This window comes from Rhodococcus sp. 320_ES, assembly GCF_059691855.1.
This window is the reverse complement of record NZ_JCAWAG010000002.1, coordinates 656,354-672,238: the sequence shown is the minus strand read 5'-3', so window position 1 is coordinate 672,238 and position 15,885 is coordinate 656,354. Positions and strand designations below refer to the sequence as shown.

14 protein-coding genes and 1 pseudogene are annotated in these 15,885 nt (G+C 63.7%); 5 read left to right on the top strand and 10 right to left on the bottom strand.

The features are described from left to right. Window positions 1–89 precede the first annotated feature (89 nt). From AC59JP_RS09890 to AC59JP_RS09875, 4 genes are all read left to right on the top strand, one after another. On the top strand, window positions 90–803 hold the full coding sequence (locus tag AC59JP_RS09890) for a polysaccharide deacetylase family protein (protein WP_497325580.1): 714 nt from the start codon (window positions 90–92) through the stop codon (window positions 801–803). Window positions 804–844: 41 nt separating this feature from the next. Beyond that, window positions 845–2,011, top strand: coding sequence for an acyl-CoA dehydrogenase family protein (locus AC59JP_RS09885; protein WP_497325579.1), 1,167 nt, complete (start codon window positions 845–847; stop codon window positions 2,009–2,011). A 220-nt stretch (window positions 2,012–2,231) separates the two neighbouring features. Next, on the top strand, window positions 2,232–3,638 hold the full coding sequence (locus AC59JP_RS09880) for an APC family permease (RefSeq protein WP_497325578.1): 1,407 nt from the start codon (window positions 2,232–2,234) through the stop codon (window positions 3,636–3,638). 680 nt (window positions 3,639–4,318) lie between these two features. Further along, window positions 4,319–6,160, top strand: coding sequence for a carboxylesterase/lipase family protein (locus AC59JP_RS09875; RefSeq protein ID WP_497325577.1), 1,842 nt, complete (start codon window positions 4,319–4,321; stop codon window positions 6,158–6,160). 280 nt (window positions 6,161–6,440) lie between these two features. Here the strand turns inward: AC59JP_RS09875 and AC59JP_RS09870 are convergent, their stop codons facing one another. The 10 genes and pseudogenes from AC59JP_RS09870 to AC59JP_RS09825 all read right to left on the bottom strand — a co-directional run bounded on the left by AC59JP_RS09870 (window position 6,441) and on the right by AC59JP_RS09825 (window position 15,188). Beyond that, window positions 6,441–6,653 carry a hypothetical protein gene (locus AC59JP_RS09870; protein WP_497325576.1) on the bottom strand — a complete coding sequence of 71 codons (213 nt, stop codon included), beginning with the start codon at window positions 6,651–6,653 and terminating at the stop codon, window positions 6,441–6,443. 312 nt (window positions 6,654–6,965) lie between these two features. Continuing rightward, window positions 6,966–7,118 (bottom strand): hypothetical protein, encoded by a 153-nt coding sequence (locus AC59JP_RS09865; RefSeq protein WP_497325575.1) that lies wholly within the window; start codon window positions 7,116–7,118, stop codon window positions 6,966–6,968. A gap of 204 nt (window positions 7,119–7,322) precedes the next feature. Next, window positions 7,323–7,442, bottom strand: a pseudogene (locus tag AC59JP_RS09860) (helix-turn-helix transcriptional regulator); the annotation flags it as partial. Between the two features lie 715 nt (window positions 7,443–8,157). Continuing rightward, window positions 8,158–8,760 (bottom strand): maleylpyruvate isomerase family mycothiol-dependent enzyme, encoded by a 603-nt coding sequence (locus AC59JP_RS09855; protein ID WP_497325574.1) that lies wholly within the window; start codon window positions 8,758–8,760, stop codon window positions 8,158–8,160. A gap of 87 nt (window positions 8,761–8,847) precedes the next feature. Further along, complete coding sequence (locus AC59JP_RS09850; RefSeq protein ID WP_497325747.1) at window positions 8,848–9,198, bottom strand: nitroreductase family deazaflavin-dependent oxidoreductase; 351 nt, start codon at window positions 9,196–9,198, stop codon at window positions 8,848–8,850. Window positions 9,199–9,409: 211 nt separating this feature from the next. Next, window positions 9,410–10,681 carry an NADH:flavin oxidoreductase/NADH oxidase family protein gene (locus AC59JP_RS09845; protein WP_497325573.1) on the bottom strand — a complete coding sequence of 424 codons (1,272 nt, stop codon included), beginning with the start codon at window positions 10,679–10,681 and terminating at the stop codon, window positions 9,410–9,412. A 22-nt stretch (window positions 10,682–10,703) separates the two neighbouring features. Continuing rightward, window positions 10,704–11,105 carry a DUF2834 domain-containing protein gene (locus AC59JP_RS09840; protein WP_497325572.1) on the bottom strand — a complete coding sequence of 134 codons (402 nt, stop codon included), beginning with the start codon at window positions 11,103–11,105 and terminating at the stop codon, window positions 10,704–10,706. A 17-nt stretch (window positions 11,106–11,122) separates the two neighbouring features. Further along, window positions 11,123–12,541 (bottom strand): cytochrome P450, encoded by a 1,419-nt coding sequence (locus AC59JP_RS09835; protein ID WP_497325571.1) that lies wholly within the window; start codon window positions 12,539–12,541, stop codon window positions 11,123–11,125. Continuing rightward, a complete protein-coding gene (locus AC59JP_RS09830; protein WP_497325570.1) occupies window positions 12,538–13,470 on the bottom strand; it encodes an oxygenase MpaB family protein in 933 nt (310 codons plus the stop codon). Before AC59JP_RS09830 ends, AC59JP_RS09835 begins: the two co-directional genes overlap by 4 nt. Continuing rightward, complete coding sequence (locus AC59JP_RS09825) at window positions 13,467–15,188, bottom strand: phytoene desaturase family protein (RefSeq protein ID WP_497325569.1); 1,722 nt, start codon at window positions 15,186–15,188, stop codon at window positions 13,467–13,469. Before AC59JP_RS09825 ends, AC59JP_RS09830 begins: the two co-directional genes overlap by 4 nt. A gap of 100 nt (window positions 15,189–15,288) precedes the next feature. Here AC59JP_RS09825 and AC59JP_RS09820 point away from each other — a divergent pair, with 100 nt between their 5' ends. After that, a complete protein-coding gene (locus AC59JP_RS09820) occupies window positions 15,289–15,873 on the top strand; it encodes a TetR/AcrR family transcriptional regulator (protein ID WP_497325568.1) in 585 nt (194 codons plus the stop codon). Window positions 15,874–15,885: the final 12 nt, after the last annotated feature.

Here is a 15,885-nt window from a genome sequence, read left to right as displayed (position 1 = left end):
GCCCGGACTTTGATGCACAGAGCGTGTGGATCGGAACATTCAGGTCGACCTCCCAATCGAACCTCTCGCGAGGAGAATTCGGTGCGGAAGTGGGCGCTCCACGCTTGCTGGACACGTTCGAGCGCTTCGGAATCACGACCACCTGGTGTATACCCACGCACACCATGCAGACGTTTCCGCACGCAGTCGCCGCCGTCGTGGACCGAGGACACGAAATTGCGGCGCATGGTGTGTACCACGAATTCGTTCCCAAACTCGAGCTCGACGAGGAACGGCGGCTCATGGAGCTGCAAGTGCATCTGCACGAGGAGCTCATCGGGCGTCGTCCGCGAGGGTATCGGTCACCGGCGCTCGACGTCACGGACAACACTTTGGCGGTACTCGAGGAGTTCGGATTCGACTGGGACTCATCGCTGATGGGCCGAGACTTCACCCCCTATCACCCCCGAATGGTGACCACGATCGATCTCGAGAAAGCAAACAGTTTCGGGGAGCCGTCGCCGCTTCTGGAGTTTCCGGTGTCGTGGGGACTGGACGACTTTCCCGAGCTCGAGCTGCTCAAAGGCAGTGCTACACAGCAATCCAACGAGACTGTGCTCCAACGGTGGAAGGACGCGTTCGACTTCGCCTACGAAAGATGTCCTGGCGGAATGATGACGTGGACGCTGCACCCGCAGACCATAGGTCGCGGATTCAACCTGCTCATGCTCGAACGGTTCCTGCACCATGTGGTCGGTCACGACGGGGTCTGGTTTCCCACCATCTCCGAAGCCGCTGACGCGTGGAGCGACTCGCCTGCCTGATCCGATTTCGTCCCGATTCCCCAACCCAAGGAAGAAACACCATGTCATCCGCTTTCGTGCCCGCCGGCCTCACAGACGATCACGTTCAACTACGTAAGCTTGTCCGCGACTACGTGAATGCCCGCGTGATACCCACTGCCTCGGAGCGCGAGGCCAAGGACGAATACCCGGACGACCTGATTCCCGAACTCGCAGATCTCGGTCTGTTCGGTATCACCGTCTCCGAGCAGTACGGCGGATCCGACCTCGATTACGTCAGCTACGGGCTGATCTTCGAGGAGTTGGCGCGCGGCTGGATGGCGCTCGCAAGTCTGGTCTACACCACCAGCTCGGGTGGGTACCTGATCAGTGAGTTCGGAACCGAGGACCAGAAGAACCGGTTCCTCCCCGATATGGCGGCGGGACGGCGAATGAGCGGGATCGCGCTCACCGAGCCTTCCACCGGTAGCGACCTGAAGAAGATCACGCTGTCCGCCCGACGCGACGGTGACAACTACATCGTCAACGGAAGCAAGATCTTCATCACCCATGCCCGTCACGCGAATCCATTGGTCACCTTGGTGAAGACCGATCCCACGATCGAACCTGCGCACCGCGGTGGCATCAGCCAACTGCTCGTGGAGCAGGACACCCCGGGGCTGAGCTACGGCAGCGATTACAAAAAGCTCGGTCACCGCGGACTGGAGTTGTGCGAGGTCAACTTCGACAATGCCGTCGTGCCCGCGGCCAATCTCCTCGGCGGCGAGGAAGGCAAGGGCTTCTACCAGATGATGGCGGCTCTCGATCGCGGCCGTATCTACATGGCGGCGGCATCGACGGGCATGTCGCGAGCGGCGCTCGAGCATTCCGTCGAGTACGTCAAGCAGAGAGAGACGTTCGGCAAGAAGTTGTCCGAGCATCAGGCCGTCCAGATGAGGCTCGCGGACATGGCGACGAAAGTGGAGGCGTCGCGGCTGCTGTACCTCAACGCCGCTCTCAAGACCGATGCCGAAGGCCGTGCGAGCGCAGAGTCCGGAATGGCGAAGATATTTGCGACCGAGGCGGCGATGGAAGTCACCTACGACGCCATTCGGCTTCACGGCGGATACGGGTACATCAAGGAGTTCCCGCTGGAGCGTTATTTGCGCGACGCTGCCCTCATGCCGATCGGTGAAGGTGCCAACGAGATGCTGCGCATGATCGTTGCCAACGAATTGACCGCGAAGTAACACATGCTGTCTGGCGACGGGTCGAATACCAAAGCCATGCTGCCGGATTCGTGAGTTCACCGATAGTCCGTCATCTGTCCGAGCTACATACTTCGAACCGAGGCGTGATCGCTGTCACGTACGAGAGATGATCGGAGAAATCGGTATGGAGTCAACTGGATCGGTCGGACGACCGGTAACCGGAGAACCTGGTGCGACTGCACCGAAACTCGGCGGAAATATGGGAGCCTTCGAGCTCGTCTGCACCGTGTTGGCCTACAACGGCCCGGTAGTGGTCTTCATAGGATTCATTCCAGTCGCCGTTCTGCTGGGCAATGGAATCGGAGTCCCGGTGTCCATTCTGGTGGCCGGAATGTTCATCGCTTTCCTGGCCACCGGGCTGATTGCAATTGCACGTAAACTCCCCATTGCGGGTGGCTTCTACGCCTACATCAGTGCCGGGCTCGGGAAGGTGGTCGGCCTGTCCGCCGGATTCACGGCGATGATGTGTTACTACGTCGCGTGTCTCAGCGTTTATGCGTTGGGCGGCACCGCCGCCCGCGCCCTCATGTCGGACGTCGTTCACGGTCCCGACCTGCCATGGTGGGTATGGTCGCTCGTGCTCTCCGCAGTCGTCTCCGTTCTCGGGTACTTCCGAGTCGACCTCTCAGCGAAGGTGCTCACGCTCTTCCTCACCCTCGAGTTGCTGTTCCTGGTGGTCTACGACGTGGCGGTGCTCGGACGGGGCGGAGCGGAGGGAATCGGGGTCGAGTCATTCGGTGGCGAGGCAATCTTCTCGGGCTCCATCGGCATCGGTTTCATGTTCGCGCTCGGCCTCTACGGTGGGTTCGAGGCCACCGTCATCTTCCGTGACGAGGTGCGCGATCCGAGCAAGACGATCCCCCGCGCCACGTACGGGGTGGTGGGTCTCCTCGCCCTTCTCTACGGGGCCACAGCCTGGATGTTCGTCAATTCGTACGGTCCACAGGCGGTCCTGACCGCCGTGACCGAGGATCCTGCGAGCGCGGCCACCGCCAGTGTCAAGGAGTACATCGGAACCGTCGGATACGACATCGCTGCACTGCTGCTGCTCACCAGCGCCTTCGCGTTGATGCTGGCATCGCACAACATCACCACTCGGTACCTGTTCAACCTCAGCGCCGACGGCATCCTGCATCGGTCGCTCAGTCGCGTCCACGGAACGCACTTTTCACCGCACCGGGCGTCCGTCGCGATGACGGTGGCCTCGCTGGTGGGACTGCTCGTGATCGTGGTTCTCAAACTGGACGAGGGACTGATGTACGGGCGCCTTGCCGGCCTCTACTCCTACACGTTCCTGATCCTGCTGCTGATGGTCGCGCTGGCCATCGTCAATTACCTGATCAAGAACCGCGCACCCGGCGAGAGTCTGGTCCCACCGGTCCTGACTGCCATCTCGGCTGTCGCCGTGGCCGTGGTCCTCTACCTCGCAACCATGAATTTCACGCTGTTGACCGGAACCACCGGGGCGGCAACGGTTGCCATGCTGGTGATCATCTACGGGGTCGTGGCGTTGGGCATGATCACGGCGGTCGTGTATCGCAAAAATAATCCCACGGTGTATGCGCGCATCGGACGCGACGAGCAGGATGCGGGAACGCCGAACTGACTGCGAGACGGACATTCCGGGGAGCTCGACCCGCGCCTGGCACACCCCTCCACCGGGAGCTTGATCGATCAGGCGCTCGGCTGTGCGGTCGCGGTCAGGCAGGGCTTGGGAACCGGGCGAGGATTCAGCTTGCGGATCTCGAAGTGCCCAGGACATATCGTGCCGTTCTGCTTCGCCTCTCAGGGTCCGCGGTACTTTCGTCTTGATCGGGCGTTCGTGGCCTCGCTCGAGCTGAAAAATCTCGATATCAGTGTTGTGTCGGAACGCGATCGGACATCGTGCACAGCCGCCGGGGAATTCCGGATGTCATCCTGGGCGGCGGTGCGGATCGTTGTCACCGGCGGGGATGGGTCTATGCCGGAAGGTGCAGCATCTCGGGCATATCCCCTGGCATGGCCAGGACTGTCGTGTCGGATCCGTGGTTCCCAATGGAGTTCGACCCGGCGCTGTGCATCTGGCTCCTACCGCGTTGTTGCTCGAGACTTCGATGCTCTGACTCGCGGTCTGTGGCTCGGTCGGAATACCAATCGCGGCCGTGCGGTTTGGCCTACTGCCAATGGTAGCCAGCGTGCGGTGCTCGTAACGTCCGTGTGGGCGTAGAGGTTTTCACTTGCAGTTACGCCTGCAGTCCAGCCGGACTGTAGTTGCTCTGGTCCTTGTAGTCGGACGCAGACACCGCTATGCCGACCTGGGTCGCTTCATGGAAGCCGTTGCAGTCGGAGGACGCAGTGCGTACGCGTTCGATGGCATGCAGGTCAGCATTCTCGCAGGGTCGGTGCACAACGTCAGCACAACTGCACGTCCGCTCCATGAGCTGTTCTTGTCCGTGTTGGGAACATCAATCACAAAGGCGAAGTATGAGCGACGATCTTAGAGGTTCTCGTAGAGACTTTTTCAAGATTGCGGCGGCTAGTGTGTTGGTCGCATCCGGTTGTTCGAGGGGGCTCGAGCACAATGCCTCGGTCAGCACGGTCGAGCAGTCCGCGACTACCGATGAAGGGCCACTCGTTACGGTTGCCGCGGGCGCTCTGCGCGGCGCTACCTCCGACGGCTTGAGCGTGTTCAAGGGCGTTCCGTATGCAGCACCGCCGGTGGGCGGTCTACGTTTCAAGGCACCTCGCGCGGTGGTTCCTTGGGCGGGCGAGCGAGATGCCCGTACCTTGGGTCACCCGGCTGTGCAGACCAACGCCGACCTTCCGCCCTGGCTGGATCCGCAACCAGAGTCCGAGGACTGCTTGGTTCTCAATGTCTGGGCACCTGCGTCGGGCAGCGCGGGCAAGCCCGTCATGTTCTGGATACACGGTGGCGGATATCAGGTCGGTTCCGCCGGCGCTCCTCTGTACGACGGCGCCAACCTGGCGCGTGCGGAGGATGTCGTGGTGGTCGGGGTCAACCACCGACTCAACGCGTTCGGCTACATGTGGCTCGGCGATCTGATCCCGGAACTGGCCGGCGACGGCAACCTCGGGCAGCGCGACTTGGTCGCTGCGCTGGGCTGGGTCCGCGACAATGTTGCGGCGTTCGGGGGTGACCCGTCGAACGTGACGGTGTTCGGTGAATCGGGTGGCGGCGGCAAGGTCAGCTCTCTGCTCGCTACGCCGTCCGCGCGCGGATTGTTCCATCGGGCGATCGTGCAATCCGGTTCCGCTCTCGCTGTTCAGACCAGGGAGCAAGCGACGGAAGCGGCGCGTGCCACGCTGGCGAAGCTGGGTGACGGGACCTTCGATGTGAATAGATTGCAGCAGATCGGGGCCGCAGAGCTGAAGGCGGCATCGGCTGACCTCGGGGCCCCGTACGGACCTGTACTCGACGGTGACTTCATGCCGCACCAGACGTGGGACGGTAGTGCGCCCCAGGAGAGCGCCGGAGTCGCGATGATGATCGGCAACAACACACACGAGATTGTGCTTTTCCAGCCCGATTTCGCCGACCCGATTGCGGACGACGCACAGTTGGAGCAGCGATTTCGGGCGGTGAGCCTTCTGCCCGTACTCACCCCGGAGCAGTACCGCGGGTTCTTGGAAGGGCACCGGGCGCTACAGCCGACGGCCGACCGACACCAGCTGTTGGCCGCCATGACATCGGATCCAGCGTTCTTCCGGGACGCGCGGCAGCAAGCAGATTTCAAAGCCGCCCAGAACGCGGGGGATGTGTTCCTGTACGAGTTCACTTGGGAAACCCCGTGTTTCGGCGGACAGTGGGCGGTGCATGCCGGTGAGATCCCGTTGGTTTTCGGAATCTTGTCGTATGAGTCCGCGTGGGATGGTCTCGACAGCGACGCCGCGCGTGCAGCGGCCGATCCGGAGAACAATCAAGCGCGGCTCTCTCGAGAGATGATGGCAGCGTGGGCTGCGTTCGCGCGAACAGGCAACCCGTCGACCAACACCCTCGAGTGGCCCCGGTGGGTCCAGCAAACTCGCGAGACCATGGTTTTTGCCGGAGAAAAATCTGCAGCAGTCAGTGGTCACGCAGACAAGCGTTTCGAACTGGTCGAGGGACTACCGAGAAACCCCATCCTTTGATTCCCGATTTGTACCTTCTCTGATAGTCCCCCGGTTGATCGGTCACGCCGAGCGTGGTGTCGGGACGCGGAGCGGCGCCGGGTCCGGCAGATGACCCGACGTCGAACAATGGTGGTGCATGTATCCGCGTCGGTCATCGGTGACGGTGAGATCGACCCACCGGTGGTCGGGTACGTCCTGACCGGGGCACCGCGATTGTATGAACTCCTTGCGGACGAGCCGGATGGTGTTCGGGTACGGGTGCGTCTGGAGCCGCGCGGTGACGATCCCATCTGGCAGGTCACGGTCGACGACTCGCAGCGTCGGTGGGACCGTCCTGGGTGATGACGGCATCGACTCGCTGCCAGTCGGTATCGCAGAGGAAGGCGGTGTGGATGCCCGCAGCCTGCGTCAGGGATGCGAGTCTGCCGGGGGTGAAACCTTCCCAGAATTGCTTGCTGGTGGCGAGCGACCAGGGTTCGACGATCTCGTGAACGCTCTCGAGTCGAGTCATGGATCAAGCCTTGTCGTGCAGAGTGATGGCATGGCCGTCGGGATCGGCGACGGTGAACGCGGGGTGAAGGTTCCGTCGACAGGTGCCCGGGTGACGGTGACTCCGTCGGCCGCCACGGCGCCGCGGACCTGCAGTGAGATGAAGACATTCCGACATGCCGATCAGGGCAGAAGATTGACTCGACCGACTGCGCGAATTCAGAATCCGGGAGAGATCCGACAAATGCTTGCCCAACCGCATCTACTGTCGAAATTCGATACCCTCCACCATCATTTCGAACGTACGGTCCATCGTGCGCTGCAGCCTCTTTGATCAGACGCTGCGTTCAGCCGAAAAATACTGCTGCATGACCGGCGCCCACGCAATTCGGAGGCTGAGGGGAAGGACGAGGTCGGTCCAGAGGTCGAGCAGGAGTGCTCCGTCGATGTAGGTGAGGACGTCGGTGGGTGTGCCTTCGCGGAGCACGATCTCGTAGAGCAGGGCGCGGTCGGGTCGGTCCGCGAGTCGGTAGGTGCGGCCGGGATTGGACCAGTTGAGGGTCAGTGGAAGTTCGACGGTGGCGACGGCTCGGTGAAGTGGGAGTCGGGGTAGGACGTTCGGGACGAGATGATCCCGCCCGCCCGAGCTAGGGACGGAGCAGAAGGTGATGCGCGGGGTGGCATCGAGGTCGAATCCAGCTTCGGTGAGCAGTCGTTGGGCTGTGGCGAGCGAGGGTGATTTGCGGCCGTTCTCGTAGGCGGAGAGTGTGGGCCTCGAGGTGTGGGCGCGGCGGGCGAGTTCGTCTTGGCTGAGTCCGGCGTCGCGTCAGGCGCGTTCGAGGAGGTTGGGTCCGTCCATGAAGAGCGCTCCGTTCTCGACCGTAGGTATCTGATCGGATACCCTACATTCTCACGCCGATGGCCGGGTTGGCCGGTGGCCCTGCCCGAGGTTGGCGTGCATACACGCCCCCGGCTGGATCGAACAACATTGTCCAGTCGCGAGTGACTGCAGAACTGCACGCCCGGTCCGAACGGGGGTTAAGATGCGAGAGATGCTGCACCACAATCAGATACAAGCACACTGGAAGCATCACAGCCGAGGCTCGGTGTCACGAGAGTGTCACAAGTCGGTACGAACGGGGGTGAATCGGAACGGACGTCCACGGACGAAAACGCCTGCTCAGGCGCCTCATGGTGGGTTCAGGTGAACGCACTTGTACTGGTCTGCATAGCCTTGTAAGCGAGCGGTCTTCGGTTCAATCCCGAAAGGAGGCTCCAGTGGGGCTCTCGCCGAGCATTTCTGCACCCAACTCGGCAGAACTCGCGGGATCCCGCGCATTAACGCGACTTGGGTGCAATTAAGAACGGACGTGGCGGGCAAGGCTTCGAACCGGACCCTGGTCGGACACACATTGCGCCGGGTAGAGCGCTGACAGCAGTTCGTGATCCCGGTTGTCGCGGAGACGCTTCCGGCACCTTCGCAGCACCTGCTGGACGCCCCCAGGTTCGCCGCCGTTCACAGAGACCTACTCCGGCACTGCGATTCGACCGGTGAGAGTCATGATCAGTGTCGCTGCCGGCATTGTCGTCGTCGGTCCGTCGCCCGTGGCGAAGTCCACGTCGTCGGCGGACAGGGTTCTGTCGCCGATGTCGACGCCGAAGTGGCGTGCGCGTCCTTTGGCTTCGATGGTTTCGAGGACGGTCAGGAGCTGCTGCGGTGTCGCTGTGGACGGTCGGCCAAGGCCCACGGTCAGATCCAGTCCGTGGATGACATCGTGGCAGAGCGAATCGGTGAGATCGCCGCCCGGCACTTTCCAACGGGTCGTGACGTTGCCCCGAAGGGCATCCAGCAGCTCCGATCGGCCCATTCGTTCGATGTCGCGTGTGGCCATTCGGTTGGCGACTCGATCGAAGTCCCCACGTGCGGCAACGACCGAGATCAACATTCTCGGCAGGGATGTCCGGAACGGCATCGACAGGTGCGCAGCCAGGTGTGCAACGGTCCACCCGCTGCACATCGTAGGCCCGCTCCACTCCTTGTCCGTCAGATCCGTCAGTAGATCGACTGTCGCACTTCGCTGTTCGCGCGTCATGATCTCTACGTAGGTGTCGTCGGCCTTGGCGGTCATCTCGGTCGCCTCCTAGCGATGAAGTGTCGATGGTCCTCCGATCGGACTCACGGTCGATCGAAAGTCATCGCCCGCGCGCCCGCCGAATCAACGACCGTCGAAATCGATGCGGACCGAGACCGGCCGCGTCCCCTTGGCTGCGACCTTCGGCCCGATGCCCTCGTAGGCCGCCAGCCGCTTCGCCAAATCGTCGTCGGGTACGAATCGCGCTGTGCCCGAGAACCATACGTGGCCACGTTTTAGCCGCACACGCGGATTTGCCGTGATGTTGGCCCCCCATCCGGAACGAGTCCCGTGGCCGCATACGACCCAGGCGCCCTTCTCGTCGAACATGGGGGACACCGGAACTCGTCGAAGCTGGCCTGTCTGCCTTCCGGTGGTTTCGAGTTCGCACACCAGGTTGTCTCCCACAACGCCCAGCTTGACCAGTCGACGCATGAAGGGATTCAGTAGATACCGTCCGAACGCTCTGATGACCCTGAATTGCCGTGCCTCCCAGCGTCGCGCTTTCGGGTCCGACTGCCCGCTGCCGAGTGGATCGGCCGGATGGTGGGCTTGGAATGTGGGCATGGTGGTCTGCTCCTCGTCGAACGCTGTGTGGTTGCTTGATGATGTTGTGCTGCTCGTTGATCTGCAGCGATGAGGCGGGTCAGCCGCGTCGGCGTCCCCTGATGGCATCGATACCGTTTCGACGTACGGCCACGAATAACGTGCGCGCCACCGACCGCCCGGGGTCGGGCGCGCGACCGTCGCCCATTCGGTGCAACTGATCCGTGTGCCACTGCAGGTCGAGCGCGCCCTCGAGCGATCGCGCGACCGGTGACATCGCGAGACGCCGGGGAAGAGGGAGTTTCAACTCGCGCGTCGGAAGAGTCTCCGTGGTGCCGTCGAGGACCGACCCGGCCGCGGAGGGCGCGATCGTCGCAGGGCGTCCGATTCCCACGACGTCGCAGATTCCCTGTTCCACAGCATCGAGCATTGCCGTCCTCGTACGGAAGCCCCCGGTGACGGCGAGGGGCACTGCCCGCGCAGTCTCACGAACCGTCTCGGCGTAATCCAGGAAGTACGCCTCTCGGCGCCGTGTGCTCTCGGCCTGCGGTCGTCCCATCATGGCGGGCGATTCATAGGTGCCACCGCTGATCTCGATGAGGTCGACGTTGTGCTCGACCACCGCACCGACGACGATCTGCGATTCACCCTCGGTGAATCCGCCACGCTGGAAGTCCGCGGAGTTCAGTTTGATTCCCACGGCGAACCCCGGGCGAACGGCGTTGCGCACGGCCTGCAGCACCTCGCGCAAGAATCGCATCCGCCCGTCGATGCTGCCACCCCACCGGTCCGTGCGTTCGTTGCTGATGGGGGAGAGGAACTGCGAGATGAGGTAGCCGTGAGCGGCGTGCAACTGCACGCCGTCGAAGCCGGCTTCGTCGGCCCGAGCCGCTGCGGCTGCGAACCGGTCCACGATCTCGTGAATCTCCTTGTCGGAGAGTGCTCTCGGAGCAGGAAGGCCGGCGATGGCGAGGCCCTTCGCCGACGGGGCGACCGGCCGCGATGCCGACGCCATCGGATTCGCCTGCCGCCCGGGGTGATTGAGCTGCACCCAGACCGGCGAGCCGCCGTCCTGTCCGGTCTTGGCCCACCGCCGGAAGCCTTCCAGATCGGTGCCGTTCTCCAGCACGACGTTTCCCGGTTCACCGAGATGGCGTCTGTCGACCATGACATTCCCGGTCACGATCAGGCCGTACCCACCGTCCGACCACTGCTCGTACAGACGAGTCAGGCGTTCGCCGGGCAGGAGTCCCGGCGTGGCAAGGCCCTCCGACAGAGCAGATTTCATGATGCGGTTGGGAAGGACCTGTCCGTTGGGAAGTCGTAGCGGTGTGGCCAGGCTGGTTGGCCCGGTGTTCGAACTGGTTTCCACCGATTCTCCTCGAGGATCCACGTCACTGCACATGACTGGTGTTGCGGGAGTGGACTAGTGCACTTCGCTGCTCGGACATGCCCTCCGTGCGGCGAATCCGACGCTCGCGAGCGAGGAGGAAGAACGGAATTGCCGTTGCGATCCCGACGCTGAAGGTCATCACCAGCGACACCGCCCACAGGCCGGTCATGCGAAGCCGTCTGGCTTCCGTGAACGCCCACACGTGGAAGGAGAGGACGACGAGCGCCAGATCGAACATGGCGAACCGCCCCGGCACCGTCTTCATGATGTCGCCGACGAAGAAGTCCGCGGCCGAGCGCCACCCGCGGGAACGTACGTAGGGGATGGCAATCGCGTTCTGGCCGACGAATCCGGCGACGAACAGCGCTGCGAGGGTGCGATCGCGCGACGAGGTGGAAGACACTGATGGGTCCTTTCTGATCAGCTGACTCGGCGGCGCGCCGTGGCAGGAATGCCCGGGTAGGGCCGGAGTGTGATGGTGGGTTCGAGGGAGATTCGACTGCCGGGCACGGCCTCGAAGTGATAGCGCTGCGCCACGACGGCACCGAGCAGGACTGCATTCACCATGGCGAACGACTGGCCGACGCACGCGCGACGGCCCGCGCCGAACGGCAGGTAACCGTTTCGAGGATGACGCGGCACACCGTCGTCGAGCCAACGTTGCGGTCGGAATTCCGTGGCGTTCGGGTAGATGCGCTCGTCCCGGTGAGTGCTCCAGACGTTGACCATGACTCGCGACCCGGCGGCGATGCGGCGCCCGTCGATCACATCGTCGGCCATCGCGACGCGAGGGATGTGCCAGACCGGCGGGTACAGCCTCATCGCCTCGCAGAAGCACGCCGTCAGCCAGCGCAGATCGTCGACGTCGCTGATGCCCGGCCGTCGCCCGGCAAGGACCCGATTCAGTTCCTCCTCGAGTCGATCGCGGACGGCTGGCTGTTCCCCGACGAGCCGGAACATCCATGCCAGTCCGTGAGCGGTGGTCTCGTGGCCCGCGGCGATGAGCGTCTTCACTTCGTCCACGATCTGCTGTCGGGACAGGCGTTCACCTGTGTCGGGGTCGACACCGTCGACGAGCAGAGTCAGCAGGTCGTCGCGACCGGCATGACCGGCACGAAGCCGTTCGTCGACGAGAGACCCGATTACAGTGTCGACACGGTGCGCGAGAGCGGTGTAGCGCCGCCACCTCCGCGGGGTGAACAGCACGGCCGCGCGGACGATGCCGACCGCCGAGACATCCTGCAGCAGCATCGGTCCCGGACTTCGGCTGATACGGCCGATCTCGTGCAGAGCTGCCCCGAAAGCTGATCCGAGGTCGTCGGAGACGTCTGCAACATCGTGGCTGACCAGTGCCCGGAACACCGTGTCGAGACCGATGCGGAGCATCTCCCGGTCGAGGTCGACAACGGACCCGTCGACTGCGGCGGCGTCCCAACGGTCGACGGCATCGGTTGCGGCAGAGGACATGTGGTCGGCGTAGGCGCCGAGGTGACGTTTTGCGAAAAGCGGTCCGACGAGCCGGCGTGACCGCTTCCAGGTCGCGCCCGAGCTCGTCACCATCCCGTCTCCGAGGATCGGCCGGAACAGGTCGAACTGACGGGACTTGACGTAGTTGTTCTGATTGGTCACGAGGATCCGATTGACAGCCTCACCGCCACGGACGAATACGAGATCGGCGACCCCGAACCGCAGACGACAGATGTCTCCGTATTCTTCGGCCAATTCGTCCATCGCGACGAGTATCCCGGACCGCATTCGTTGCAGCCAGTACCGTGTCTCGCGCACACGCGGGCCGGGTGGCGGTCTCCGTTGCAGGACACTGCTTTTCGTGATCGTCATGTCGACACCGCGTCACGGGCCTTCTGCAGTGCGCGCGCGGAGAACTTCGTCCGCCACGCAGGTTCTCCGTGGTTCAGCAGCCGGTCGAAATAGCGCACACCGAGGCGGTGCGTGAACGACCGCGGGACTGCTCGCCAGAATGCCCTGTGGAGAGCAAGGTAGACGTCGTCCTTCCTCCCCACGGGCATCCCCAAGGCCGATCGGTGATGACGTGGGACGGCGGCGCGGATGGAGACCCGGTACATGTGCCGCAAGGGCGCCGACAGGACCGCCCAGACGAGAAATGGAACCGACCGGAGCCGTGGAGGCGGAGCCATGTTCCTGGCCCAGATGGTCGACGCGACATGCCGTACCGCGTAGCTGTCGGTATCGGCGATCAGGTCGCGCTCCACGGGCCAGATGTGGTCGAAATCGGTGATGGTGGCGGGCATCCCGAGTACGCCGAATCGCCGACCGACCTCGACGAGGCCGAGGTAGCAGTCTGCGCGAAACTGCTCGGACGGCCATCCTCGAATGGCGCCGTAGACGTCCATCACCGCAGACGTGATGGCGGCCCAGTTCCATGTCCACAGATCACGCGACCACGGATGGTAGGTCGTGCCCTCGATCGAGCCGCCGAGATCGCGATGCAGTTCGCGGATGGATCGCGCGACGTCGTCGGCCTCGCCGCCGCCGTAGACGACCCCACCGACCATGTCGAAGGTGTCGGTCACGCGTTTGAGCAGATGCCCGACGTGCGCGTCTTCCTCTAGGGCATAGTCGTAGCGAGCCGTCGAGTCCGACGTCGCGGGGTGCAGTAGCGGGAGCAGGAACGCCGGCAGCGGATAGAACATCAGCGTCGCGTCACTGAGCATCGAGTACAGCGCTGAGCCTGGCGCGATCGTTTCCGGCCGTTCGGGTGCGCGAGTCGCTGCGAAACTCGGTGTCACGATTGGCTCTTCAGGCCGCGGGTGGCCGCGAGCGCGTCGAAATCGTCGGCCCACGAGCCGAGGATCGTCGGGTCGACGAGAACCCGTCCGGACCGGATTTCGGCCATGAGGTCGCGTCCGGTGATCACGCCGGCCGCCATCACACCGGAGTACATCGCGCCCACGGTTCCGGGACCCCACGCTGTGCTCGTCCCGACGGTGAACAGACCCGCAACCGGTGTCTCGCTGGTCGGGCGCAGCGGGCCGAGTTGTGTTGTGCGGGTCTGGAGCCCGAACGGCGCGCCGCGCGTGTTGTTCACGAACCGGATCTGTGTGGCCGGCGTGCCCAGCTCGGACAGGACGACCTTCGACGACGATCCCGGAAACGCCTGCTCCATCCGTTCGTACATCCCGTCGAGGACGATCTTCTTGATCTCGGCGTACTGCGGGCTCTTGCGGTACTCACCGGATTCGATGTCGTATCCCGAATATCCCCACATGGCGGGGTGACTCGGGGTGATGGTCTGGACCTCGATGGTCGAGTGACCCTCGGGAGCCGCCCGCGTATACGACGGGTCGCGTCGCGACGACGACTGTACGAACATCGGTTGGCGTGACGCCATCGCGCGAGCCCAGTCCGCGCCGCTGTCGAATCCTTTGCCGCCGCCGATGTGAGAACCGAACGACGCCAGCGAGCGCAACGATGTCGCGTCGTCCCAGGACGGGATGGCGAAGTAGTTGCTGTTGGGTCGGTCCGACAGGTCGAGGTCGACTCCCATGAAACCGTTGATCAAGGGCTGGGACATCTTCCATCGCCGAATGCGCGCGCGCAGGACACGCGGAAGGTGTTCCAGTCCAACGAGATCGGTGTACGTCTTGATGATGTCGGCGTCGGACACCACGATCGAGGATCGGATGATCTCACCGTCGGCGAGCCGTAAGCCGACGACCTTGCCTCCCTCGACGAGAATCTTGGAGACGTCGGCGTGGGTGCGGATCGACCCTCCGTGTGCGGTGACGACCTCGGCGAATCCCGCGGCGAGCATCTGGCCGCCGCCTTTGGGGTAGAACGACCCGGTGCCGACGTAGTCGCCGAGGAAAGTCGCCATCGCGGCGGTCGGGAGGACGTCCGGTGTGCTCGCCAGGGCGCCGCACTGCACCGAGAGCGCGAGCACTGCCCGGGGTGACAACCCACAGGTCGCGAGGGTGACGGCATGCGGCAAGAGCATGAACGGTGCCGCCCAGCCGGCGCGCGTCGTCCACCGAGTCAGTCCACCGAAGGAAGCGAGGTCGTTGCGACCGCCCGACTCGGCGATCTTGCGCATGATCGAGTGAAAGCGGAGTACCGCCTTGCGCTCGTCGGGGAAGGCGGCTACGAGGTTGTCGCGGTACCTGTCCCACCCGACCGGGGTCGCGAGCTCGAACTCGGGTCCGATCACCCGGTCGAAGCCGCCTTGATCCATCGGCAGCCATTCGATCCGCTCGTCGAGTCCGAGTCCGGCGAAGATGTCCGACACGACACCACCGGGTCCACACTCGCCGACGTAGTGCACACCGCAGTCGAACTCCCATTTGTTCTGGCGCCGAAACACGTGCGACGACCCACCCAGCGCGGTGTACCGCTCGAGCAGCAGCACCTTATGCCCGGTCGCGGCGAGATAGGCGGCCGCAGACAGTCCGCCCAGTCCTGCCCCCACCACTACCGCGTCCCACTGCTGACGATTGTCCACTTCCGGCATGTATGCCCCTCCATCTATACCGATCGTTATAGCGTCGAAAGTTACTAGACTGATTGGTGTAGTGCAACGATCGGTTCGACAAGCGACGGAAGGAACAGGTGTGTCAGCGCGCGACAAACTGATCCTCAGCACCGTGGATTTGATGCAGCGACGAGGCGTGGCCGCGGCCGGCGTGACCGACATCCTTGAGCGGAGCGGCATCTCGAGGCGGTCGATCTACCTCAACTTCGCAGGCGGGAAGTCTGAACTCGTGGCCGAGGCGACGCGGTGGAGCGGCCAGTGGATCGCAGACCAGATCTCGGAGGCGTGTGCGGGCCGGCCACCTCGCGAAGCCTTGGCACGGTTCGTCGAGCACTGGACGACGATGCTGAGCAGTACCGATTTCGAGGCTGGATGCCCGGTAGCCGCGGCGGCCACCGCGCGATCGGTGGCGCCCGAGGCGGCGAGTCTCGCCGGTGAGGCGTTCGGGCGATGGCACGAGATTCTCACCGGCGCGCTGACCGAACACGGGATCGCCGCATCGCGATCGCGGTCGTTGGCCACCACGATCGTTGCCGCCGTCGAGGGCGCGGTTGTGATGGCGCTTGCTCAGCAATCGCTCGAGCCACTACAGGACATCGAGTACGAGCTCGACATCCTCATCGAGCACTGCCTCCGAACCGCGTCGACAACTCGCCCGACCTGAAGCCGACTGTCG

Coding starts and splice junctions, on each gene's coding strand:
- AC59JP_RS09835 (WP_497325571.1), bottom strand. CDS start 12,541: ATGACGATCACGAAAAGCAGTGTCCTGCAACGGAGACCGCCACCCGGC.
- AC59JP_RS09825 (WP_497325569.1), bottom strand. CDS start 15,188: ATGCCGGAAGTGGACAATCGTCAGCAGTGGGACGCGGTAGTGGTGGGG.
- AC59JP_RS09875 (WP_497325577.1), top strand. CDS start 4,319: ATGCCGACCTGGGTCGCTTCATGGAAGCCGTTGCAGTCGGAGGACGCA.
- AC59JP_RS09870 (WP_497325576.1), bottom strand. CDS start 6,653: ATGACTCGACTCGAGAGCGTTCACGAGATCGTCGAACCCTGGTCGCTC.
- AC59JP_RS09885 (WP_497325579.1), top strand. CDS start 845: ATGTCATCCGCTTTCGTGCCCGCCGGCCTCACAGACGATCACGTTCAA.
- AC59JP_RS09880 (WP_497325578.1), top strand. CDS start 2,232: ATGGGAGCCTTCGAGCTCGTCTGCACCGTGTTGGCCTACAACGGCCCG.
- AC59JP_RS09855 (WP_497325574.1), bottom strand. CDS start 8,760: ATGACCGCCAAGGCCGACGACACCTACGTAGAGATCATGACGCGCGAA.
- AC59JP_RS09850 (WP_497325747.1), bottom strand. CDS start 9,198: ATGCGTCGACTGGTCAAGCTGGGCGTTGTGGGAGACAACCTGGTGTGC.